22 protein-coding genes are annotated in these 23,322 nt (G+C 40.3%); 21 read left to right on the top strand and 1 reads right to left on the bottom strand.

What is annotated here, in order from left to right:
- The first annotated feature begins 13 nt into the window (after positions 1–13).
- The 15 genes from D8837_RS03850 (at position 14) to ciaH (ending at position 14,777) form a co-directional block, all read left to right on the top strand.
- On the top strand, positions 14–1,222 hold the full coding sequence (locus D8837_RS03850) for an efflux RND transporter periplasmic adaptor subunit (protein WP_185755660.1): 1,209 nt from the start codon (positions 14–16) through the stop codon (positions 1,220–1,222).
- Positions 1,206–1,907 carry an ABC transporter ATP-binding protein gene (locus D8837_RS03845; RefSeq protein WP_020901477.1) on the top strand — a complete coding sequence of 234 codons (702 nt, stop codon included), beginning with the start codon at positions 1,206–1,208 and terminating at the stop codon, positions 1,905–1,907. The genes D8837_RS03850 and D8837_RS03845 overlap by 17 nt, the downstream gene beginning before the upstream one ends.
- Before the next feature lies 1 nt (position 1,908).
- Positions 1,909–3,168, top strand: coding sequence for an ABC transporter permease (locus tag D8837_RS03840; protein ID WP_125456256.1), 1,260 nt, complete (start codon positions 1,909–1,911; stop codon positions 3,166–3,168).
- A 123-nt stretch (positions 3,169–3,291) separates the two neighbouring features.
- Entirely contained in the window at positions 3,292–5,289 is a 1,998-nt protein-coding gene (metG, locus tag D8837_RS03835) for a methionine--tRNA ligase (protein ID WP_125456255.1), read from the top strand.
- Between the two features lie 132 nt (positions 5,290–5,421).
- Positions 5,422–5,742, top strand: a complete 321-nt coding sequence (locus D8837_RS03830; RefSeq protein WP_000665422.1) for a PadR family transcriptional regulator — start codon at positions 5,422–5,424, stop codon at positions 5,740–5,742.
- A 3-nt stretch (positions 5,743–5,745) separates the two neighbouring features.
- Positions 5,746–6,561, top strand: a complete 816-nt coding sequence (locus tag D8837_RS03825) for a hypothetical protein (RefSeq protein WP_125456254.1) — start codon at positions 5,746–5,748, stop codon at positions 6,559–6,561.
- A gap of 74 nt (positions 6,562–6,635) precedes the next feature.
- Positions 6,636–7,562 carry an aldo/keto reductase gene (locus D8837_RS03820; protein ID WP_125456253.1) on the top strand — a complete coding sequence of 309 codons (927 nt, stop codon included), beginning with the start codon at positions 6,636–6,638 and terminating at the stop codon, positions 7,560–7,562.
- Between the two features lie 95 nt (positions 7,563–7,657).
- A complete protein-coding gene (locus tag D8837_RS03815) occupies positions 7,658–7,894 on the top strand; it encodes a DUF2829 domain-containing protein (protein WP_000141924.1) in 237 nt (78 codons plus the stop codon).
- Positions 7,887–8,585, top strand: a complete 699-nt coding sequence (locus D8837_RS03810) for a 3-oxoacyl-ACP reductase (RefSeq protein ID WP_125456252.1) — start codon at positions 7,887–7,889, stop codon at positions 8,583–8,585. The genes D8837_RS03815 and D8837_RS03810 overlap by 8 nt, the downstream gene beginning before the upstream one ends.
- 10 nt (positions 8,586–8,595) lie before the next feature.
- Positions 8,596–8,739 carry a hypothetical protein gene (locus D8837_RS09500; RefSeq protein ID WP_185755658.1) on the top strand — a complete coding sequence of 48 codons (144 nt, stop codon included), beginning with the start codon at positions 8,596–8,598 and terminating at the stop codon, positions 8,737–8,739.
- A complete protein-coding gene (locus tag D8837_RS03805) occupies positions 8,717–9,592 on the top strand; it encodes a putative PEP-binding protein (RefSeq protein ID WP_185755657.1) in 876 nt (291 codons plus the stop codon). The genes D8837_RS09500 and D8837_RS03805 overlap by 23 nt, the downstream gene beginning before the upstream one ends.
- Positions 9,561–10,001: an ASCH domain-containing protein gene (locus D8837_RS03800; protein WP_125456250.1), complete on the top strand. Its 441-nt coding sequence runs from the start codon at positions 9,561–9,563 to the stop codon at positions 9,999–10,001. The genes D8837_RS03805 and D8837_RS03800 overlap by 32 nt, the downstream gene beginning before the upstream one ends.
- A 122-nt stretch (positions 10,002–10,123) precedes the next feature.
- Complete coding sequence (locus tag D8837_RS03795) at positions 10,124–12,670, top strand: M1 family metallopeptidase (RefSeq protein WP_125456249.1); 2,547 nt, start codon at positions 10,124–10,126, stop codon at positions 12,668–12,670.
- Positions 12,671–12,778: 108 nt separating this feature from the next.
- Complete coding sequence (gene ciaR, locus D8837_RS03790; protein WP_000590639.1) at positions 12,779–13,453, top strand: two-component system response regulator CiaR; 675 nt, start codon at positions 12,779–12,781, stop codon at positions 13,451–13,453.
- Positions 13,443–14,777: a two-component system sensor histidine kinase CiaH gene (gene ciaH, locus D8837_RS03785; protein ID WP_125456248.1), complete on the top strand. Its 1,335-nt coding sequence runs from the start codon at positions 13,443–13,445 to the stop codon at positions 14,775–14,777. The genes ciaR and ciaH overlap by 11 nt, the downstream gene beginning before the upstream one ends.
- A 33-nt stretch (positions 14,778–14,810) precedes the next feature.
- Here the strand turns inward: ciaH and D8837_RS03780 are convergent, their stop codons facing one another.
- On the bottom strand, positions 14,811–15,098 hold the full coding sequence (locus D8837_RS03780; RefSeq protein WP_001145230.1) for a DUF3270 domain-containing protein: 288 nt from the start codon (positions 15,096–15,098) through the stop codon (positions 14,811–14,813).
- Between the two features lie 139 nt (positions 15,099–15,237).
- On the opposite strand from D8837_RS03780, the gene D8837_RS03775 reads away from it, so the two are divergent.
- The 6 genes from D8837_RS03775 (at position 15,238) to gyrB (ending at position 23,252) form a co-directional block, all read left to right on the top strand.
- The gene (locus D8837_RS03775; RefSeq protein WP_125456247.1) at positions 15,238–16,167 is read left to right on the top strand and encodes a peptidase U32 family protein; all 930 of its coding nucleotides are present in this window, start codon (positions 15,238–15,240) and stop codon (positions 16,165–16,167) included.
- Between the two features lie 198 nt (positions 16,168–16,365).
- Positions 16,366–18,816 carry a bifunctional DnaQ family exonuclease/ATP-dependent helicase gene (locus D8837_RS03770; protein WP_125456246.1) on the top strand — a complete coding sequence of 817 codons (2,451 nt, stop codon included), beginning with the start codon at positions 16,366–16,368 and terminating at the stop codon, positions 18,814–18,816.
- A gap of 36 nt (positions 18,817–18,852) precedes the next feature.
- A complete protein-coding gene (locus tag D8837_RS03765; protein ID WP_125456245.1) occupies positions 18,853–20,076 on the top strand; it encodes an FtsW/RodA/SpoVE family cell cycle protein in 1,224 nt (407 codons plus the stop codon).
- A gap of 10 nt (positions 20,077–20,086) precedes the next feature.
- Positions 20,087–20,641, top strand: a complete 555-nt coding sequence (locus D8837_RS03760) for a DJ-1 family glyoxalase III (protein WP_125456244.1) — start codon at positions 20,087–20,089, stop codon at positions 20,639–20,641.
- A gap of 86 nt (positions 20,642–20,727) precedes the next feature.
- Positions 20,728–21,291 (top strand): HAD family hydrolase, encoded by a 564-nt coding sequence (locus D8837_RS03755; protein WP_185755656.1) that lies wholly within the window; start codon positions 20,728–20,730, stop codon positions 21,289–21,291.
- Positions 21,292–21,305: 14 nt separating this feature from the next.
- A complete protein-coding gene (gene gyrB, locus D8837_RS03750) occupies positions 21,306–23,252 on the top strand; it encodes a DNA topoisomerase (ATP-hydrolyzing) subunit B (protein ID WP_125456242.1) in 1,947 nt (648 codons plus the stop codon).
- Positions 23,253–23,322 lie beyond the last annotated feature (70 nt).

Here is a 23,322-nt window from a genome sequence, read left to right as displayed (position 1 = left end):
AAAAAGGAGTTTCATTATGAAGAAGAATCGTAAAGCTAAAAAGTGGCAATTGTATGCAGCAATCGGTGCTGCCAGTGTAGTTGTATTAGGTGCTGGGGGGATTTTGCTCTTTAGACAACCATCTCAGACCACGGTAAAAGATGAGCCTACTCATCTTGTTGTTGCCAAGGAAGGAAGCGTCGCATCCTCTGTTTTATTGTCAGGGACAGTAACAGCAAAAAATGAACAATATGTTTATTTTGATGCTAGTAAGGGAGATTTAGATGAAATCCTTGTTTCTGTGGGTGATAAGGTCAGCGAAGGACAGGCTTTAGTCAAGTACAGTAGTTCAGAAGCCCAGGCGGCCTATGATTCAGCTAGCCGAGCAGTAGCTAAGGCAGATCGTCATATCAATGAACTCAATCAAGCACGAAATGAAGCTGCTTCAGCTCCGGCTCCACAGTTGCCAACGCCAGCAGGAGGCGAAGGAGCTGCAGGGCAAACTCCAGCTCCAGTCTCAGGAAATGCAGTGTCATCTATTGATGCACAACTAGGTGATGCTCGTGATGCTCGTGCAGATGCAGCAGCACAATTAAGTAAGGCTCAAAGTCAGTTGGATGCCATGACGGTTCTCAGTACCTTAGAGGGAACTGTGGTCGAAGTCAACCGTAATGTTTCTAAATCTCCAACTGGAGCTAGCCAGGTGGTAGTTCATGTCGTTAGCAATGAAAATTTGCAAGTTAAGGGGGAACTATCTGAATATAACCTTGCCAACCTCTCTGTAGGACAAGAAGTAACCTTTACTTCTAAAGTTTACCAAGATAAGAGCTGGACTGGTAAGATTAGCTACATTTCTGACTATCCTAAAAGTAATGGCGAAGCAGCAAGTACAGCTACTGCCGCAGCAGGTGGTACTTCTGGTTCTAAATATCCATATACCATCGATGTTACAAGTGAAATCGGTGATTTGAAACAAGGATTCTCAGTAAGTGTTGAGGTCAAGAATAAGAGTAAAGCCATTTTGGTTCCTCTAACAAGTGTTGTGACTGAAAATGATAAGAACTATGTCTGGGTGCTTGACGAGCAGAAAAAGGCCAAGAAAGTGGAAGTTGGTTTGGGCAATGCTGATGCAGACAACCAAGAAATCACTTCAGGTCTGACAAATGGAGTCAAGGTCATCAGTAACCCAACGTCTTCTCTAGAGGAAGGAAAAGAGGTGAAGGCTGATGAAGAAACTAATTAGTCTAAAAAATATCTGCAGAAGCTACCGTAATGGTGACCAAGAACTGCAGGTTCTCAAAAATATCAACCTAGAAGTGAATGAGGGTGAATTTGTTGCCATCATGGGACCATCTGGTTCAGGTAAGTCTACTCTCATGAATACGATTGGTATGTTGGATACACCAACCAGTGGAGAATATTATCTTGAAGGCCAAGAAGTGGCTGGACTTGGTGAAAAACAACTAGCCAAGGTCCGTAACCAACAAATCGGTTTTGTCTTTCAGCAGTTCTTTCTTCTATCCAAACTTAATGCTCTGCAAAACGTAGAATTGCCCTTGATTTACGCGGGAGTTTCGGCTTCAAAACGGCGCAAGTTAGCTGAGGAATATCTAGATAAGGTTGAATTGACTGAGCGTAGTCACCATTTACCTTCAGAATTATCTGGTGGTCAAAAGCAACGTGTAGCTATCGCGCGTGCCTTGGTAAACAATCCTTCTATTATCCTAGCGGACGAACCGACAGGAGCCTTGGATACCAAAACAGGTAATCAAATCATGCAACTATTGGTTGAACTAAATAAAGAAGGAAAAACCATTATCATGGTAACGCATGAGCCTGAGATCGCTGCTTATGCCAAACGCCAGATTGTCATTCGAGATGGAGTTATTTCATCTGATAGTGCGCAGTTAGAAAAGGAGGAAAACTAAGATGCAGAATCTGAAATTTGCCTTTTCATCTATCATGGCCCATAAGATGCGCTCTTTTCTTACTATGATTGGGATTATCATTGGTGTTTCATCTGTTGTTGTGATTATGGCTCTGGGAGATTCCATGTCTCGTCAGGTTAATAAAAATATGACCAAGTCACAGAAGAATATCCATGTCTTTTTTTCGCCTATTAAAAGTAAAGACGGTTCTTTTACCCAAAAGCAATCAGCATTGACAGTTTCTGGGAAAGAAGAGGAAGTTCCTGTGGAACCACCAAAACCACAAGAAGCTTGGGTCAAGGAGGCTGCTAAACTTAAGGGTGTGGACAGTTACTATGTAACCAACTCGACCAATACCACCCTGTCTTATAAAGATAAAAAAGTGGAGCGCGCTAGCTTGACAGGTGGGAATATTACCTACATGAAGGCAGTTGAAAATGAAATTGTTGCAGGACGAAGTCTCATAGCTCAGGATTATAAAGATGTGGCCAGTGTCATTTTACTAGACCAAGAACTTGCTAATAGCCTGTTTGGATCTGCTCAAGAAGCTGTTAACCAGGTTATAGATGTTGGTGGCTTTAGCTATCGTGTCATTGGTGTCTATACCAGCGATGAGGCCAAGACTGCCAAGACTTTTGGTATTGGTGGACTTCCAATTACGACTAATATTTCTCTTGCCAACAACTTCAATATGGATGAAATTTCTGATATTGTATTCCGTGTCAATGATACCAGTTTGACACCAACAGTGGGACCAGAATTAGCTAGAAAATTGACCGAGATTGCTGGTCTTCAGCAAGGGGAGTATCAGGTGTCAGATGCGACTGCAGCCTTCCAAGAAGTACAACAAATGTTCGGTTTTATAACTACGATTATTAGTGCCATTGCAGGAATTTCCCTCTTTGTTGGTGGTACTGGTGTTATGAACATTATGCTTGTTTCTGTGACAGAGCGTACCCGTGAGATTGGTTTACGGAAAGCACTAGGAGCAACTCGGGGTAATATCCTAGTTCAGTTCTTGATTGAATCCATGATTTTAACCTTATTAGGTGGTTTCATTGGTCTTGTACTTGCTGCAGGAATGACCATGCTTGCAGGGGTTCTTCTTCAAAACTTGATTGCAGGAATTGAAGTTGGAGTATCCATCCCAATAGCTCTCTTTAGTTTAGCGGTCTCAGCAGGTATCGGTATGATATTCGGTGTTCTACCAGCAAACAAAGCCTCTAAGCTCGATCCAATCGAAGCTCTTCGTTATGAATAAGATAAACAAGATAGACGCTTGTCTATCTTGTTTTTGTATAGATTTCCCTATCGAAAATCCTTAAAAATGTGATATAATGAAGTGTTAGAAAAACAGGTTTCATTTGCCTGGAAAGGAAAAATTATGTCTGAAAAGAATTTTTATATTACAACGCCGATTTACTATCCATCTGGGAAACTTCATATCGGTTCTGCCTACACAACCATTGCCTGTGATGTCCTAGCACGTTACAAACGCCTGATGGGCTACGATGTCTTTTATCTGACAGGTCTTGATGAGCACGGTCAGAAAATCCAGCAGAAAGCAGAAGAAGCTGGCATTACACCTCAAGCTTATGTTGATGGGATGGCAGTTGGAGTCAAAGAACTCTGGCAATTACTAGATATCTCATACGATAAATTTATCCGTACAACTGATGACTACCATGAAAAAGTTGTCGCACAAGTCTTTGAACGCTTGCTGGCTCAAGATGATATTTACTTAGGTGAATACTCTGGTTGGTATTCAGTATCAGATGAGGAATTCTTTACAGAAAGCCAGCTTGCAGAAGTATTCCGTGATGAAGCTGGAAATGTGACTGGTGGTATCGCTCCATCAGGTCACGAAGTGGAATGGGTATCTGAAGAGTCTTATTTCCTTCGTCTTAGCAAGTACCAAGACCGTCTAGTAGAATTTTTCAAAGCTCATCCTGAATTTATCACTCCAGATGGTCGTCTGAATGAAATGCTTCGCAACTTTATCGAGCCAGGTTTAGAGGATTTGGCGGTTTCTCGTACAACCTTTACATGGGGTGTGCCAGTGCCATCTAATCCAAAACACGTTGTCTATGTTTGGATTGATGCCCTTCTTAACTATGCGACAGCGCTTGGATACGGTCAAGATGAACATGGTAACTTTGACAAATTCTGGAATGGAACAGTCTTCCACATGGTAGGAAAAGACATCCTTCGTTTCCACTCAATCTACTGGCCAATCCTTCTTATGATGTTGGATATCAAATTGCCAGATCGTTTGATTGCTCACGGTTGGTTCGTCATGAAAGACGGCAAAATGTCTAAGTCTAAAGGAAATGTTGTTTACCCTGAAATGTTGGTAGAGCGTTATGGACTAGATCCACTTCGTTACTATCTCATGCGTAGCCTTCCAGTTGGTTCAGACGGAACCTTCACTCCTGAAGACTATGTCGGCCGTATCAATTATGAATTAGCCAATGACCTTGGAAATCTCCTTAATCGTACGGTTTCTATGATTAACAAATACTTTGATGGACAAATCCCTGCCTATGTAGAAGGTGTAACAGAGTTTGATAATGCTCTTGCTCAAGTAGCTGCTGAATCTATCGCTGATTACCATACACACATGGAAGCAGTTGACTATCCACGTGCTCTTGAAGCAGTCTGGACTCTTATCTCTCGTACTAACAAATACATCGACGAGACAGCTCCATGGGTCTTGGCTAAGGATGAAGCTCTCCGTAACCAATTAGCAAGTGTTATGAGCCACTTGGCAGCTAGCCTTCGTGTTGTCGCTCATTTGGTTGAACCGTTTATGATGGAAACCAGTCGCGCAGTCTTGACTCAACTTGGTTTGGAAGAAGTTTCTAGCCTTGAGAACTTGAGCTTGGCTGACTTCCCAGCAGATGTGACTGTAGTTGCCAAAGGAACTCCAATCTTCCCACGTCTGGATATGGAAGAAGAAATCGCCTATATCAAAGAACAAATGGAAGGTAACAAGCCAGCTGTTGAAAAAGAATGGAATCCAGATGAAGTCGAACTCAAACTAAACAAGGAAGAAATCAAGTTTGAAGACTTTGACAAGGTTGAAATCCGTGTCGCAGAAGTCAAAGAAGTTTCTAAAGTAGAAGGTTCTGATAAGTTGCTTCAATTCCGCTTAGATGCTGGTGATGGAGAAGATCGTCAAATTCTTTCAGGAATTGCAAAATACTATCCAAACGAACAAGAATTGGTCGGCAAGAAAGTTCAAATCGTTGCCAATCTCAAACCTCGTAAGATGATGAAGAAATATGTCAGTCAAGGTATGATCCTATCAGCTGAACATGATGGAAAATTAACCCTTCTCACAGTTGATTCAGCTGTACCGAATGGAAGTGTGATTGGGTAAAAGTATACAGGACTAGTTCATGCTAGTTCTGTTTTTTATTTAACTATTATGCTTTACAAACTAGTGTGAAAGTGGTATATTATAGATGAAGTCACTAGTAGGTATTACCAAATAGATTAGAAGGGAGAAGGGATGAAAGAAACTCAACTATTAAAAGGTGTTCTTGAAGGTTGTGTCTTGGATATGATTGGTCAAAAAGAGCGGTATGGTTATGAGTTGGTTCAGACTCTACGAGAGGCTGGATTTGACACTATAGTTCCAGGAACTATTTATCCTTTGTTGCAAAAGTTAGAAAAAAATCAATGGATAAGAGGCGATATGCGCCCGTCGCCAGATGGTCCAGATCGGAAGTATTTTTCGTTAACGAAAGAAGGAGAAGAGCGTGTTTCGGTCTTTTGGCAACAATGGGACGATTTGAGTCAAAAAGTAGAAGGAATTAAGAATGGAGGGTAAACCATGACGAAAATGAAATATTATGAAGAAACAAGCGCTTTGTTGCATCAGTTTTCTGAGGACAATCAGCAGTATTTTGAGGAACTGTGGGATAGTTTTAATCTTGCTGGATTTCTCTATGATGAGGACTACCTCAGAGAGCAGATCTATTTGATGATGCTAGATTTCTCAGAAGCAGAACGAGATGGCATGAGTGCAGAGGATTATCTAGGTAAGAATCCTAAAAAAATAATGAAAGAGATGCTCAAGGAAGCACCTCGCAGTTCTATCAAGGAGTCCCTTTTGACGCCAATTCTTGTCCTAGCGGTATTACGTTATTATCAACTACTAAGTGATTTTTCTAAAGGTTCTCTCTTAACAGTCAATTTGCTCACATTTTTAGGGCAACTTCTTCTTTTTCTGATTGGATTTGGACTTGTGGCCACAATCTTACGTTGGGGGCTAGTCCAAGATTCTCCTAAGATGAAAATTGGAACTTATATTGTCGTTGGAATTCTTGTTCTGCTAGTCGTTCTAGGATATGTAGGAATGGGAAGTTTCATACAAGAAGGAGCCTTTTATCTTCCTGCTCCCTGGGATAGTTTCCTTGTTTTTACGCTTTCTCTAGTCATCAGTATTTGGAATTGGAAAGAAGCGGTCTTTCGTCCCTTTGTCAGTATGATTGTTGCCCATCTTGTGGTAGGTTCTCTGCTTCGTTACTATGAGTGGATGGGAATTTCAAATGTTTTCCTTACAAAATTCATTCCTTTAGCTGTTCTTTTTATTGGTATTTTTCTCTTGTTCCGTGGGTTTAAGAAGATAAAATGGAGTGAAATATAGTCAAAAAGCCGTTGCAAAGCGGTTTTTTGTTATAATGAAGGGAAGAATGTTAGAAATTAAAGGAGACAAATTTGATGAGATACATAACTATTGGTCAAGATGACAAAGAATTATCAGAAATTGTTCTCGGAATGATGAGAATAGAAGATAAGTCTGTAAAAGAAGTTGAAGAGCTTGTAGAAACAGCACTGTCTGTTGGAATCAATGCTTTTGACTTAGCTGATATTTATGGTCGTGGTCGTTGTGAAGAACTGTTAGGTCTTGTCCTAAAAAATCGTCCAGATTTAAGAGAAGAGATGTGGATTCAGTCCAAATGTGGCATTCGCATTGAAGAATTTACCTATTTTGATTTTTCTAAGGACTATATTATAAAATCAGTAGACGGTATTTTGCAAAGATTGAAGATAGATCATCTAGATAGCTTGCTCCTTCATCGACCAGATGCTTTGATGGAATCTGACCAAGTAGCAGAAGCCTTTGATCTCCTTTATAAACAAGGTAAGGTTCGAAATTTTGGAGTTTCTAATCAAAATCCTATGATGATGGAGTTGCTTAAAAAAGATGTCAAGCAGCCGTTAGCTGTTAATCAGCTACAATTGAGTGCGGCTTTTACACCAGGATTCGAATCAGGTTTTCATGTTAATATGGAAGATAGTCAAGCAGCTATGCGAGATGGCAGCATTTTTGAATATTGCAAATTACACGATGTGGTCATTCAAGCATGGTCTGTCTTACAATTCGGGTATTTTAAAGGGAATTTTGTTGGAAATGAGAAATTTCAAGCTTTAAATCAAGTACTTGATCGTTTAGCTATTAAATATGGAGTAACCTCTTCAACTATTGCCATTTCTTGGATATTGCGTTATCCAGCAAAAATGCAGGCAGTCGTAGGTACAACAAATCCTAAGCACTTGAGAGAAGTTAGCCAAGCGGCAAACTTTAGCTTAACAAGAAAAGAATGGTATGAAGTTTATCTTGCTGCAGGGAATAATTTGCCGTAAGTAGAAGCAGATGTAAATAAATCACAGTCAAAAAGCCGTGTAAAGCGGTTTTTTGTTATAATTAAATGAAGAATTTAGAATTAAAGGAGAAAAACATGACATTTGAAGAAATTCTACCTGGGTTAAAGGATAAGAAAAAATATGTGCGAACTGGTTGGGGAGGTGCTGAAAACTATGTCCAACTTTTTGACACTATCGAGCAAAATGGGGTTGCACTTGAAGTGACACCTTATTTCCTAATCAACGTTTCTGGGGAGGGAGAAGGTTTTTCCATGTGGAGTCCGACACCTTGTGATGTTTTGGCGACGGATTGGGTAGAAGTGCATGACTAGACGTGTATTGATTACGGGAGTAAGTTCAGGGATTGGCCTAGCTCAAGCTCGCCTCTTTTTAGAGAATGACTTTCAAGTTTATGGAGTTGACCAAGGTGAAAATCCACTCTTAGAGGGTGATTTTCACTTTTTACAGAGAGATTTGACCTTGGACTTGGAACCTATTTTTGACTGGTGTCCTCAGGTGGATGTTTTGTGCAATACTGCTGGAGTGTTGGATGATTATAAACCCCTATTGGAACAATCAGCGCAGGAAATTCAAGAGATTTTTGAAATCAACTACGTTACTCCAGTAGAGTTGACTCGGCATTATTTGACACAAATGCTAGAGAATAAAAAAGGCTCCATTATCAATATGTGCTCTATTGCTTCTAGCCTAGCAGGTGGAGGTGGTCACGCCTATACTTCATCTAAGCATGCCTTGGCTGGATTTACCAAGCAGTTGGCTCTAGATTATGCTGAAGCTGGGATTCAGGTCTTTGGTATCGCTCCAGGAGCAGTCAAGACAGCTATGACCGCTACCGACTTTGAACCAGGTGGTTTAGCGGACTGGGTGGCTAGTGAAACCCCAATCAAACGCTGGATTGAGCCAGAGGAAGTAGCAGAGATCAGTCTTTTCTTAGCAAGTAGAAAAGCAAGCGCCATGCAAGGACAAATCCTTACAGTAGACGGTGGCTGGTCTTTGAAATAGGAGGAGTTGGATGGATATTCAAGAGATCACAGAAGAAAATGCATCGCCATTAGTCTTGAAGGTTAAGTCTGAATTATTAGGATTTCCAGAACTGGACAAGACTTCTTACATGAATTGGAAGGTGAATGGACATGAAAAACCAACTTGCTCTTAGTGGCGAAAAACTTGATGAAAAAGTTTACCCACAACTATTTCATCATGTTGGCATGATTCGTGGGGAATATTTGTTGAGAGAGCTTAATCAAAACATCATATTAGCAAGTTGTCAGCAATTTGTAAAAGATTATCTAGAGACTATCTGCTCCCTGTACTCAGATCAAGAAGTTTGGTATCGTTTTACTGAATTAACGAATACAGAAGCTAATTGTCTAGAGGGAACTAAACAGCATTTTGACGAACGTCATCCTTTGTTTGGATATAGAGGAACTAGGCGTTTGCTGGCGTGTCTGGATGAATTTCAGGCTGAAGCATATGTCGTTACAGAAGTTTATCAAAACAATCCCAATCTATCTGTTATCTTTCCTTTTGTCAATGATGCTGACCAATTAAACCAAGCTATTACAGTATTGCGTAAGCATGGTTTTACTGGGAAAATCGGCACAATGGTTGAATTACCGTCAGCTTATTTTGACTTGGACAGGATACTGGAAACTAGTATTTCAAAGATTGTAGTTGGAATGAATGATTTAACTTCTTTTGTTTTTGCGACTGTGAGAAACAGTCAATGGCATGATATGGAAAGTCCAATAATGTTAGATATGCTTAGAGATATGCAGGATAAAGCAAGGAGGAAAAAGATTGACTTTGCTGTAGCAGGTTATCTGAATGATTCTTTCGTACAAAAAATGAATCAGTTGGGTATCAAGTGCATTATTCACTACAGTTCTATTCCAGAGATTTTTAATTTAGAGATTGACCATCCAGACCACCTTAAACGTGTAAAAGAAGTAAGTAAAAAATTACAAAGGAGCACCCATGACACCGCAAGAAATGTGGAATGCATATAAGAAAATCAACCCCTCTATAGGAGATGAAATCGATGCTTGGGCTTTTGGAGTGGAACCAGACCTTTTAGCAGATTTGGTGTTAAGAGGCGAAAAGACTGCAACAGCATCAGCCTACGACCTCTATGCACTAGAAGCCGAGTCTCTTCCTCAAGAAGGAACTTTTGATGTCATTTTAGATAGTCAAAATCAGGCTGTCTGTATTGTTGAAATTACAAAGGTTTCTGTCCAGCCCTTCAATCAAGTTTCTGCGCAACATGCCTTTAAGGAAGGGGAAGGTGACAAATCCCTAGCCTATTGGCGTCAGGTTCATGAGGATTGTTTCGCCGAGTGGCTGAGAGAAGCAGGACTGACTTTTACACCTGAAAGCAAGGTTGTTTTAGAAGAATTTCGCAAGGTCTACCCACTGTAGACTATTAGAAGGAAGAAAGTTTTGGAAATCGCCGTCCAATCCTTTTTTCTCCAGCAAAACATGATATAATAAGTTTGTTTGAAGAAGAGCAGCAGCTCTTAAACTTAGAATAGGAGAAAATTATGCAAGCAGTTGAACATTTTATTAAGCAATTTGTTCCTGAACATTATAATTTATTTTTAGACTTGAGTCGTGAGACCAAGACGTTTTCAGGGAAAGTGACCATCACTGGGCAAGCACAGAGTGACAGCATTTCCCTTCATCAAAAAGACTTGGAAATCGCTTCTGTAGAAGTTGCAGGTCAAGCTCGTCCATTTACAGTTGACCATGAAAATGAAGCCCTTCATATCGAATTGGCTGAGGCTGGTCAAGTTGACTTGGTTATTGCCTTTTCAGGAAAAATCACGGATAACATGACTGGGATTTACCCTTCTTATTACACAGTTGACGGAGTCAAGAAGGAAGTCTTGTCTACTCAGTTCGAGAGCCATTTTGCGCGCGAAGCCTTCCCATGTGTGGATGAGCCAGAAGCCAAAGCAACTTTTGACCTCTCTCTACGTTTTGACCAAGCAGAAGGTGAATTGGCCTTGTCTAACATGCCAGAAATCGATGTTGAAAAACGTAAGGAAACAGGTATCTGGAAGTTTGAGACAACACCTCGCATGTCTTCTTACTTGTTAGCCTTTGTTGCGGGTAATTTGCAAGGTGTGACGGCTAAAACTAAAAACGGTACCCTCGTAGGTGTTTATTCAACCAAAGCTCATCCACTATCAAACCTTGATTTCTCACTGGATATCGCTGTTCGCTCTATCGAGTTTTACGAAGATTACTATGGAGTTAAGTACCCGATCCCTCAATCTCTCCACATCGCCCTTCCTGACTTCTCAGCTGGAGCTATGGAAAACTGGGGTCTTGTGACCTACCGTGAAGTTTACTTGGTTGTGGATGAGAACTCTACCTTTGCCAGCCGTCAACAAGTTGCCCTTGTTGTGGCCCATGAATTGGCTCACCAATGGTTTGGTAATCTCGTAACTATGAAATGGTGGGATGACCTTTGGCTCAATGAAAGCTTTGCTAACATGATGGAGTACGTCTGTGTGGATGCTATTGAACCAAGCTGGAATATCTTTGAAGATTTCCAAACAGGTGGTGTTCCGTCTGCCTTGAAACGTGATGCGACTGATGGTGTTCAGTCTGTTCACGTCGAAGTTAAACATCCAGATGAAATCAATACGCTCTTTGACGGAGCTATCGTCTATGCCAAAGGAAGTCGCCTCATGCACATGCTTCGTCGTTGGCTAGGTGATGCCGATTTTGCCAAAGGTTTGCATGCCTACTTTGAAAAACATCAATACAGCAATACCATTGGTCGTGACCTTTGGGATGCTCTTGGTCAAGCGTCTGGACGTGATGTCGCAGACTTCATGGATTCTTGGTTGGAACAACCTGGTTATCCAGTTCTCACTGTCAAAGTTGAAAATGATGTCTTGAAGATTTCACAAAAACAATTCTTCATCGGTGAGAACGAAGACAAGAACCGTCTCTGGGTTGTGCCACTAAACAGCAACTGGAAAGGCTTGCCTGATACACTTGAAACTGAAAGCATCGAAATTCCAGGCTACGCAGCTCTTCTTGCAGAAAACAAAACAGCACTTCGTCTCAACACTGAAAATACAGCCCACTACATTACAGACTATCAAGGAGACTTGTTGGATGCAGTTCTTGCTGACCTAGTTGAGCTTGATAATACAAGTAAACTGCAAATCGTCCAAGAACGTCGCTTGCTTGCTGAAGCAGGGCACATTTCTTATGCAGACTTGCTTCCAGTCCTTGATAAACTTGCTAAGGAAGAATCTTACCTTGTCGTTTCAGCTGTTTCTCAAGTAATTTCTGCCCTTGAGCGCTTTATCGATGAAGGTACAGAAGCTGAGAAAGCCTTTAACAGTCTGGTTGCTAAATTGGCTCGTCACAACTATGACCGTCTTGGTTTTGAAGCTAAAGATGGTGAATCAGATGAGGATGAATTGGTTCGTCAACTGGCTGTTTCTATGATGATTCGCTCAAATGATGCAGAAGCTAGTCAAGCCGCTAGCCAAATCTTCGCGACTCACAAGGAGAATCTTGCAGGACTTCCAGCAGCTATTCGTTCACAAGTTCTGATCAATGAGATGAAACATCATGAGACTAAAGACTTGTTAGCACTTTATCTTGATACTTATACGCATGCAACAGATGCTGTCTTTAAACGCCAGTTGGCAGCAGCTCTTGCCTACAGTACAGATGCGGACAATATCCAAACCTTGATTGCTGCTTGGAAGGACAAATTTGTGGTCAAGCCACAAGACTTGTCTGCTTGGTACTTCCAGTTCCTAAACCATCAAGCAACTCAGGAAACAGCTTGGTCTTGGGCTCGTGAAAACTGGGCTTGGATTAAGGCAGCTCTTGGTGGAGATATGAGCTTTGATAGCTTTGTTATCCTTCCTGCACACGTATTTAAGACTCAGCAACGTTTGGCAGAGTACAAGGAATTCTTTGAACCACAACTTTCTGACCTTGCTCTTAGTCGTAACATCGGTATGGGAATCAAGGAAATTGCAGCGCGTGTTGACTTGATTAACCGTGAAAAAGCTGCAGTGGAAGCAGTCGTTCTTCAATACGGAAACGCATAAATAAGCCTAAAATAAAAAGAAAACTCAGCTTTCTCATGTAAAATGTAGAGAGTTGAGTTTTTTTTAAGGCAAATTTGGTATAATGGTTTTAATAAGGAGGAGTTTCTCATGATAAAAATCTTATTGGTTGAGGATGACCTAGGCCTGTCAAATTCAGTATTTGACTTTTTAGACGATTTTGCGGATGTCATGCAGGTATTTGATGGGGAAGAAGGTCTCTACGAAGCTGAAAGTGGCGTCTATGACTTGATTTTGCTCGATTTGATGTTGCCAGAAAAAAATGGCTTCCAAGTCTTGAAAGAATTGCGTGAAAAAGGAATTACGACACCAGTTCTGATCATGACTGCCAAGGAAAGTTTGGATGACAAGGGACATGGATTTGAATTGGGAGCAGATGATTATCTGACTAAACCTTTCTACCTAGAAGAACTCAAAATGCGGATTCAAGCCCTTCTCAAACGTTCAGGTAAGTTTAATGAAAATACCTTGACTTATGGAAATATTGTAGTTAATTTGTCAACCAATACCGTTAAAGTCGAAGATACTCCTGTCGAATTGCTGGGGAAAGAGTTTGATTTATTAGTTTATTTCCTTCAAAATCAAAATGTTATTTTGCCGAAAACTCAGATTTTTGATCGTCTATGGGGATTTGATAGTGACACAACGATTTCAGTTGTCGAAGTTTACGTTTCAAAAGTCCGTAAGAAATTAAAAGGAACCACTTTTGCAGAGAATTTACAAACCTTGCGCAGTGTTGGGTATATTTTAAAAGATGTTCAGTAAACTAAAAAAAACATGGTATGCGGATGACTTTAGTTATTTTATCCGCAACTTTGGTGTCTTCACTCTGATTTTCTCTACCATGACCTTAATTATTTTACAGGTCATGCATTCGAGTCTCTATACTTCGGTGGATGATAAGCTTCATGGACTAAGTGAAAATCCTCAAGCAGTTATTCAGCTTGCTGTAAATAGGGCAACAGAAGAGATTAAAGATTTAGAGAATGCCGCTACAGATACTAGCAAGACTGAGATAAAACCCAATGTCAGTTCCAATACGGAGGTTATTCTTTTTGATAAGAATTTTACCCAGCTCCTTTCTGGAAATCGATTTTTGGGATTGGATAAGATTAAGTTAGAAAAGAAAGAACTAGGCCATATCTACCAGATTCAGGTTTTTAATAGCTATGGACAAGAAGAAATCTATCGCATGATTTTGATGGAAACCAATATCAGTTCGGTTTCAACCAATATCAAGTATGCGGCTGTCTTGATTAATACCAGTCAGTTGGAACAAGCAAGTCAAAAGCATGAACAATTGATTGTGGTTGTGATGGCTAGTTTCTGGATTTTGTCTTTACTTGCCAGTCTCTATCTAGCTCGAGTCAGTGTTCGTCCTCTGCTTGAGAGCATGCAGAAGCAACAGTCCTTTGTGGAAAATGCCAGTCATGAGTTACGAACTCCACTTGCTGTTTTACAAAATCGTTTAGAGACCCTTTTCCGTAAGCCAGAAGCTACCATTATGGATGTGAGCGAAAGCATTGCATCGAGTTTGGAAGAAGTCCGAAATATGCGGTTTTTGACGACAAACTTGCTGAACTTAGCTCGTAGAGATGATGGTATTAAGCCGGAATTTGCAGAAGTTCCAACTAGTTTTTTCAATACGACTTTCACAAACTATGAGATGATTGCTTCTGAAAATGACCGTGTCTTCCGTTTTGAAAATCGCATCCATCGAACGATTGTCACAGATCAACTTTTACTAAAACAACTGATGACTATCCTATTTGATAATGCTATCAAATATACTGAGGAGGATGGTGAAATTGATTTTCTTATCTCGGCGACTGATCGCAATCTGTATTTACTGGTTTCTGATAATGGAGTCGGTATTTCAGCAGAAGATAAGAAGAAAATTTTTGATCGTTTTTATCGAGTAGATAAGGCTAGAACCCGTCAAAAAGGTGGTTTTGGTTTAGGATTATCCCTAGCTAAGCAAATTGTAGATGCCCTAAAAGGAACCATTACTGTTAAAGATAATAAACCCAAGGGAACAATCTTTGAAGTGAAGATTGCCATCCACACACCATCTAAAAAGAAAAAATAAAAATATCGCTCCGGATGGGGCGATATTTTGGATTTATCTTCTACGTTTTCGTTTGATAATAGATCGTTGAACTTTTAAAACAAGTAAGCTAGATCCGATTGCTGCAACAAATGCAAGAGCAGTTGATAATTTTAATGCTAAAAAGATAAAACTAAAGATAGCAATACAGATACAAAAAACAGCGATATTAACAAAAAATAGGATTTCCTTGAGATTGGCATCAGATTGCGCTTCAGGTGTATAATCTTGATATCGAGGAACCTGCTGGCTTAATTCTTCTTGATAGTCTACCTCATAGGATTGTAATTTTCTTACGGGCATTATTCTCTCCTTAACAGTACATACCTATTTTATCATTTTTTCAGCAGAGAATTATTACAGAAAGGTTACAATAAGAATAAAGTCCCTTTTCATTTTTAAAGAATGGCTGATTTTCCAGAAATGTGGTATAATTTTCCTTATGGAAAAGATTATCATTACAGCAACTGCTGAAAGTATTGAACAAGTTGAACAACTACTCGAAGCTGGCGTAGACCGTATCTATGTCGGTGAGAAAGATTTTGGCCTTCGTCTGCCAACGACCTTTAGTCATGACCAATTGCGTGAAATCGCTAAGCTGGTTCATGATGCTGGTAAGGAATTGATCGTTGCAGTCAATGCCCTCATGCACCAAGATATGATGGATCGTATCAAGCCCTTCCTCGATTTCTTGGAAGAAATTAAGACAGATTACATTACAATTGGGGATGCAGGTGTCTTTTATGTGGTCAATCGCGATGGTTATTCCTTTAAAACCATCTACGATGCCTCAACTATGGTGACAAGCAGTCGTCAGATCAACTTCTGGGGACAAAAGGCTGGCGCATCTGAGGCTGTTTTGGCGCGTGAAATTCCATCAGCTGAACTTTTCAAAATGCCAGAGATTTTGGAAATTCCTGCTGAAGTTTTGGTTTACGGAGCTAGCGTTATTCACCATTCTAAACGTCCGCTCTTGCAAAACTACTATAACTTTACGCACATCGATGATGAAAAGACGCGCAAGCGTGACCTCTTCTTGGCTGAGCCAAGTGACCCTGAGAGCCATTATTCCATTTTTGAAGACAATCATGGTACCCACATCTTTGCCAACAATGACCTTGATTTGATGACCAAATTGACAGAATTGGTGGAGCATGGTTTCACTCACTGGAAACTAGAAGGGCTCTACACTCCAGGTCAGAACTTTGTTGAGATTGCAAAACTCTTTATCCAAGCGCGTAGCTCGATTCAAGAGGGTAACTTTAGCCATGACCAAGCTTTCTTGCTGGATGAGGAAGTACGCAAGTTACACCCTAAAAACCGTTTCCTTGATACAGGATTTTATGACTACGATCCTGACATGGTTAAATAAAGTAAATGATTCGTTGAGAGAAGGAAGATGCAAACATTTCTTCTCTCAATTTTTCTTATTCTCCAATGTTTTCAAAGAATTAGTAGGCTAGGATGCTCTATTTGATGGGATTTTATAGACAAGTAATCTTCTTGAGTTTGAAAATTATCCCATGTTTGCAGGTGCCAAATGGCCCTTTTTTTGGTATAATTTTTTATAATGAAAACGATTGGTAATCGCTATGTTGTGGTGGATTTAGAGGCAACTAGCACAGGTAGTAAGGCTAAAATTATCCAAGTGGGAATTGTTGTGATTGAGGATGGAAAAATCGTCGATCACTATACGACAGATGTCAATCCACATGAACCCTTGGATGCTCATATAAAAGAACTGACAGGATTGACAGACCAACGTCTGGCGCAAGCACCTGATTTTTCGCAAGTTGCTAGAAAAATCTTTGACTTGGTGGAGGATGGGATTTTTGTAGCCCATAATGTTCAGTTTGATGCCAATCTCTTGGCGGAAAATTTATTTTTTGAAGGCTATGAACTAAGAAATCCTCGTGTTGACACGGTCGAATTGGCTCAGGTCTTTTTCCCTAAACTGGAAAAATATAGTTTGCCGATATTGTGTCGAGAATTAGGAATTCCTCTAAAACACGCTCACACAGCCCTTTCAGATGCCCAAGCTACTGCGGAATTACTCCTTTTTCTACGAGAAAAGGTGGCACAGCTTCCTAAAGGTCTCTTGGAACGCCTGCTGGAAATGGCTGACGCCCTCTTATATGAGTCCTACCTGGTTATTGAAGAAATTTATCGCAGCCAATCTATCCTGAGTTCTCTAGACTTGGTCGAAGTTCAAGGACTGTATTTCAAGAAAACTGGAGCTCCCCTGGAGCCACGAAAACTATCCCAAGATTTTTCTAAAAATATTTCTTTGTTGAACCTTGAAGTGAGGGAACGACAAGAAAGTTTTGCTAAAGAGGTTGGCTTGCTATTGAAAGATGAGCCTGTCTCATTAATTCAAGCTCCGACTGGGATTGGGAAAACCTATGGATATCTCTTACCTGCTTTGTCCCAAGTGGAAAATCGTCAGATTGTCCTTAGCGTTCCGACAAAGATTCTTCAAAATCAAATCATGGAAGAAGAAGGTAAACGTCTCAAGGAAGTATTCCATACAGATATTCATTCTTTAAAGGGGCCACAAAATTACCTGAAGTTGGATGCCTTTTATCGTTCCTTGCAGGAAAATGATGAAAATCGCTTATTTAGACGCTTTAAAATGCAACTCTTGGTTTGGCTGACAGAGACAGAAACCGGGGATTTGGATGAGATTGGTCAACTCTACCGTTACCAACATTTTCTGTCAGACCTTCGTCATGATGGGAAGTTATCTTCTAAAAGTTTATTTGTGACAGAAGATTTCTGGAAACGTAGTCAGGAAAGAGCAGAGACTTGCAAGCTCTTAGTGACCAATCATGCCTATCTTGTAACCAGACTTGAAGATAATCCTGAATTTGTCAGCGACCGTTTATTGATTATTGATGAAGTTCAAAAAATTTTGTTGGCCCTAGAAAATCTGCTTCAACAGACCTACGATATCCAGTCTATTATTGATTTAGTTGATAAGGCTTTGGTAGGAGAAGAAAATAGGATTCAGCAACGAATACTAGAAAGTATTCGCTTCGAGTGTCTCTATTTGATAGAGCAATTTCAGTCTGGCAAATCTAGGAAAAATATCTTAGATTCTCTGGCCAATCTCAACCAGTATTTTTCAGAATTAGAAGTAGAAGGCTTTGAGGAATTGGTTCGCTATTTTACGGCTGAAGGTGATTACTGGCTTGAAGCAACTGAAACGAGTCAAAAGAAAATTCAGATTTCTTCTACAAAATCAGGTCGTATTCTTCTATCCTCTTTAGTGCCTGATTCATGTCAAGTCTTGGGAGTGTCGGCTACTCTTGAGATTAGTCAGAGGGTTTCTTTGGCAGACCTTTTAGGTTATCCCGAAGCCAAATTTGTTAAGATTGAAGCTGGTAAAAAACAGGATCAAGAAGTGGTCTTGGTCAAAGATTTTTCCCTGGTAACAGAAACCTCCTTAGAAGTTTATGCCCAAGAGGTAGCTGATTTGCTGATGGATGTTCAAGTTTTCCAACAACCGATTTTGGTTCTCTTTACTGCTAAAGACATGCTTCTAGCAGTATCGGATTTACTTCCAGTTAGCCATCTGGCCCAGTATAAAAATGGCGATGTTTATCAACTGAAGAAACGTTTTGAAAAAGGTGAACAACAAATCCTGCTTGGTGCAGCAAGTTTCTGGGAGGGAGTTGATTTTTCAAGTCATCCTTTTGTAATTCAAGTTGTACCAAGACTTCCTTTCCAAAATCCTCAAGAGCCCTTGACGAAAAAGATCAATCAGGAACTAATTCAAGAAGGGAAAAATGCCTTTTATGATTATCAATTGCCAATGGCTATTATTCGTTTAAAACAGGCTTTGGGAAGAAGTATGAGACGCGAACATCAACGTTCCTTAACTCTCATTCTGGATAGGAGAATCGTCGGAAAACGATACGGCAAGCAAATTGTGACTTCTCTAGCAAAAGAAGCGGGCGTTATAACGATCGCTCAATCTGAAGTCAATGAGGCTATTGATAGATTTTTAAATGAACTTTGATAAATAGTATAGTATGAAAGTATAAGGTTAGTACATATGAAACGTTCTCTCGACTCTAGAGTCGATTATAGTTTGCTATTGCCAGTGTTTTTTCTACTGGTTATTGGCGTGGTGGCTATCTATATAGCTGTTAGTCATGATTATCCAAATAATATTCTGCCCATTTTAGGGCAGCAGGTCGCCTGGATTGCCTTGGGGCTTGTGATTGGTTTTATCGTCATGCTCTTTAATACAGAATTTCTTTGGAAAGTGACCCCCTTTCTGTATATTTTAGGCTTGGGACTTATGGTCTTGCCGATTGTCTTTTATAATCCAAGCTTAGTTGCATCCACGGGTGCTAAAAACTGGATTTCAGTAAATGGCATCACCTTGTTCCAACCATCAGAGTTTATGAAGATATCCTACATTCTCATGCTAGCTCGTGTGATTGTCCAGTTTACAAAAAAACATAAGGAATGGAGACGCACAGTTCCACTGGACTTCTTGTTGATTTTCTGGATGATTCTCTTTACCATTCCAGTCTTAGTTCTTTTAGCACTTCAAAGTGACTTAGGGACGGCTCTGGTTTTTGTAGCCATTTTCGCAGGAATCGTTTTATTATCAGGGGTTTCTTGGAAAATTATTATCCCAGTATTTGTGACTGCTGTAACAGGAATTGCTGGTTTCTTNGCTATTTTTATCAGCAAGGACGGCCGGGCTTTTCTCCATCAACTGGGAATGCCGACCTACCAAATCAACCGTATTTTGGCTTGGCTCAATCCATTTGACTTTGCTCAAACAACGACCTATCAGCAGGCTCAAGGACAGATTGCCATTGGAAGCGGTGGCTTATTTGGTCAAGGTTTTAATGCTTCTAATTTGCTTATTCCAGTTCGGGAGTCGGATATGATTTTCACGGTTATCGCAGAAGATTTTGGCTTTATTGGCTCTGTCCTTGTTATTGCCCTTTATCTCATGCTGATTTATCGTATGTTGAAGATTACTCTTAAATCAAATAACCAGTTCTATACCTATATTTCCACAGGTTTGATTATGATGTTACTCTTCCATATCTTTGAGAATATTGGTGCTGTTACTGGCTTGCTTCCCTTGACTGGTATTCCTTTGCCTTTCATTTCTCAAGGGGGATCAGCTATTATCAGTAACTTGATTGGTGTTGGCTTGCTTTTATCGATGAGTTACCAGACTAATCTAGCTGAAGAAAAGAGCGGAAAAGTTCCATTCAAACGGAAAAAGGTTGTATTAAAACAAATCAAATAAGGAGAAAATCATGGTTAAAGTAGCAGTTATGTTGGCTCAGGGCTTTGAAGAAATTGAAGCTTTGACAGTTGTGGATGTTTTGCGTCGGGCAAATATCACTTGTGATATGGTTGGGTTTGAAGAGCAAGTGACTGGGTCGCATGCAATCCAAGTAAGTGCAGATCGTGTTTTTGATGGTGATTTATCAGACTATGATATGATTGTCCTTCCTGGAGGGATGCCTGGTTCTGTACATTTACGCGATAATCAGGCCTTGATTCAAGAATTGCAAAGCTTCGAGCAAGAAGGGAAGAAACTGGCAGCCATTTGTGCTGCACCAATTGCCCTCAATCAAGCAGGACTATTGAAAAACAAGCAGTACACTTGCTATGATGGTGTTCAAGAGCAAATCTTTGATGGTCACTACGTCAAGGAAACAGTAGTGGTAGATGGTCATTTGACAACCAGTCGGGGCCCCTCAACAGCCCTTGCCTTTGCCTACGAGTTGGTGGAGCAATTAGGAGGAGACGCAGAGAGTTTACGAACAGGAATGCTCTATCGAGATGTCTTTGGTAAAAATCAGTAAAACGGGAGTTGTTCTTTCGTTTTTTTTACTTGGAAAAATCTAGGAAATCATCGCTTTTTTAAGGAAAAAATGGTATAATGAAAGCTATGAAATATCACGATTATATCTGGGATTTAGGTGGAACTTTACTAGATAATTATGAAACTTCAACAGCTGCATTTGTTGAAACTTTAGCTCTGTATGGCATCACACAAGACCATGACAGTGTCTATCAAGCTTTAAAGGTTTCTACTGATTTTGCGATTGAGACATTCGCTCCCAACTTAGAGAATTTTTTAGAAAAGTACAAGGAAAATGAAGCCAGAGAGCTGGAACATCCGATTTTGTTTGATGGAGTTTCTGACTTATTGGAAGACATTTCAAATCAAGATGGCCGTCATTTTTTGGTCTCTCACCGTAATGATCAGGTCTTGGAAATTTTAGACAAAACCTCTATAGCAGCTTATTTTACAGAAGTGGTGACTTCTAGCTCAGGCTTTAAGAGAAAACCAAGTCCAGAGTCCATGATTTATTTAAGAGAAAAGTATCAAATTAACTCTGGTCTTGTTATCGGTGATCGGCCGATTGATATCGAAGCAGGGCAAGCTGCTGGACTCGATACCCACTTGTTTACCAGTATCGTGAATTTAAGACAAGTATTAGACATGTAAGAAAAAGGAATAAGATGACAGAAGAAATCAAAAATCTGCAGGCACAAGATTATGATGCCAGTCAAATTCAAGTTTTAGAGGGCTTAGAGGCTGTTCGCATGCGTCCAGGGATGTATATCGGGTCAACCTCAAAAGAAGGTCTTCACCATCTAGTCTGGGAAATTGTTGATAACTCAATTGATGAGGCCTTGGCAGGATTTGCTAGCCATATTCAAGTTTTTATTGAGCCCGATGATTCGATTACAGTTGTTGATGATGGGCGTGGTATCCCAGTCGATATTCAGGAAAAAACAGGTCGACCTGCCGTTGAGACTGTCTTTACTGTTCTTCATGCTGGAGGAAAGTTTGGCGGTGGCGGATATAAGGTCTCAGGTGGTCTTCACGGAGTAGGGTCCTCAGTTGTTAACGCCCTTTCAACTCAATTAGACGTTCATGTCCACAAAAATGGTAAGATTCATTACCAAGAATACCGTCGTGGTCATGTTGTCGCAGATCTTGAAGTAGTTGGAGATACGGATAAAACAGGAACAACAGTTCACTTTACACCGGACCCAGAAATCTTCACTGAAACAACAACATTTGATTTTGATAAATTAAATAAACGGATTCAAGAGTTGGCCTTTCTAAATCGTGGTTTACGAATTTCCATCACAGATAATCGTGAAGGTTTGGAACAAACCAAGCATTACCATTATGAAGGTGGTATTGCTAGTTATGTTGAATATATTAATGAGAACAAGGATGTTATCTTTGATACACCAATCTATACAGATGGTGAGATGGATGATATCACAGTTGAAGTAGCCATGCAGTACACAACGGGTTACCATGAAAATGTCATGAGTTTCGCTAATAATATTCATACCCATGAAGGTGGAACGCATGAACAAGGTTTCCGTACAGCCTTGACTCGTGTTATCAACGATTATGCTCGTAAAAATAAATTACTGAAAGACAATGAAGATAATCTAACAGGGGAAGATGTCCGCGAAGGATTAACTGCAGTTATCTCAGTTAAACACCCAAATCCACAATTTGAAGGACAGACCAAGACAAAATTGGGAAATAGCGAAGTGGTCAAGATTACCAATCGTCTCTTCAGCGATGCCTTTTCTGATTTCCTCATGGAAAATCCACAGATTGCCAAGAGAATTGTGGAAAAAGGAATTTTGGCCGCCAAAGCTCGTGTTGCTGCCAAGCGTGCGCGTGAAGTCACTCGTAAAAAATCTGGTTTGGAAATTTCCAACCTTCCAGGAAAACTAGCAGACTGTTCTTCTAACAATCCTGCGGAAACAGAACTCTTCATCGTCGAAGGAGACTCAGCTGGTGGATCAGCAAAATCTGGTCGTAACCGTGAATTTCAGGCAATCCTTCCGATTCGAGGTAAGATTTTGAACGTTGAAAAGGCAAGTATGGATAAGATTCTAGCTAACGAAGAAATTCGTAGTCTTTTCACAGCTATGGGAACAGGATTTGGTGCGGAATTTGATGTTTCAAAAGCCCGTTACCAAAAACTCGTTTTGATGACCGATGCCGATGTCGATGGAGCCCACATTCGTACCCTTCTTTTAACCTTGATTTATCGTTATATGAAACCAATACTAGAAGCTGGTTATGTTTATATTGCCCAACCTCCAATCTATGGTGTCAAGGTTGGAAGCGAGATTAAAGAATATATCCAGCCAGGAGCGGATCAAGAAATTAAACTCCAAGAAGCCTTGGCCCGCCATAGTGAAGGACGTGCCAAACCAACCATTCAGCGTTATAAAGGTTTGGGTGAAATGGATGATCACCAGTTGTGGGAAACAACCATGGATCCCGAACATCGCTTAATGGCAAGAGTTTCTGTGGACGATGCTGCAGAAGCAGATAAAATCTTTGATATGTTGATGGGGGATCGAGTAGAGCCTCGTCGTGAATTTATCGAAGAAAATGCCGTCTATAGTACACTTGATGTCTAAAAAATCGGGAGAAGTAGTTCCCTTGGTCTAAAAAATATGATATAATCATTACGATTGTTTCAAGTTAAAA

Origin of the sequence: Streptococcus mitis, from assembly GCF_003942965.1 — a bacterium.
Classification (GTDB): Bacteria; Bacillota; Bacilli; order Lactobacillales; family Streptococcaceae; genus Streptococcus; species Streptococcus mitis_BH.
The sequence above is the reverse complement of the archived record's forward strand: the minus strand, read 5'-3'. Positions and strand labels throughout refer to the sequence as shown.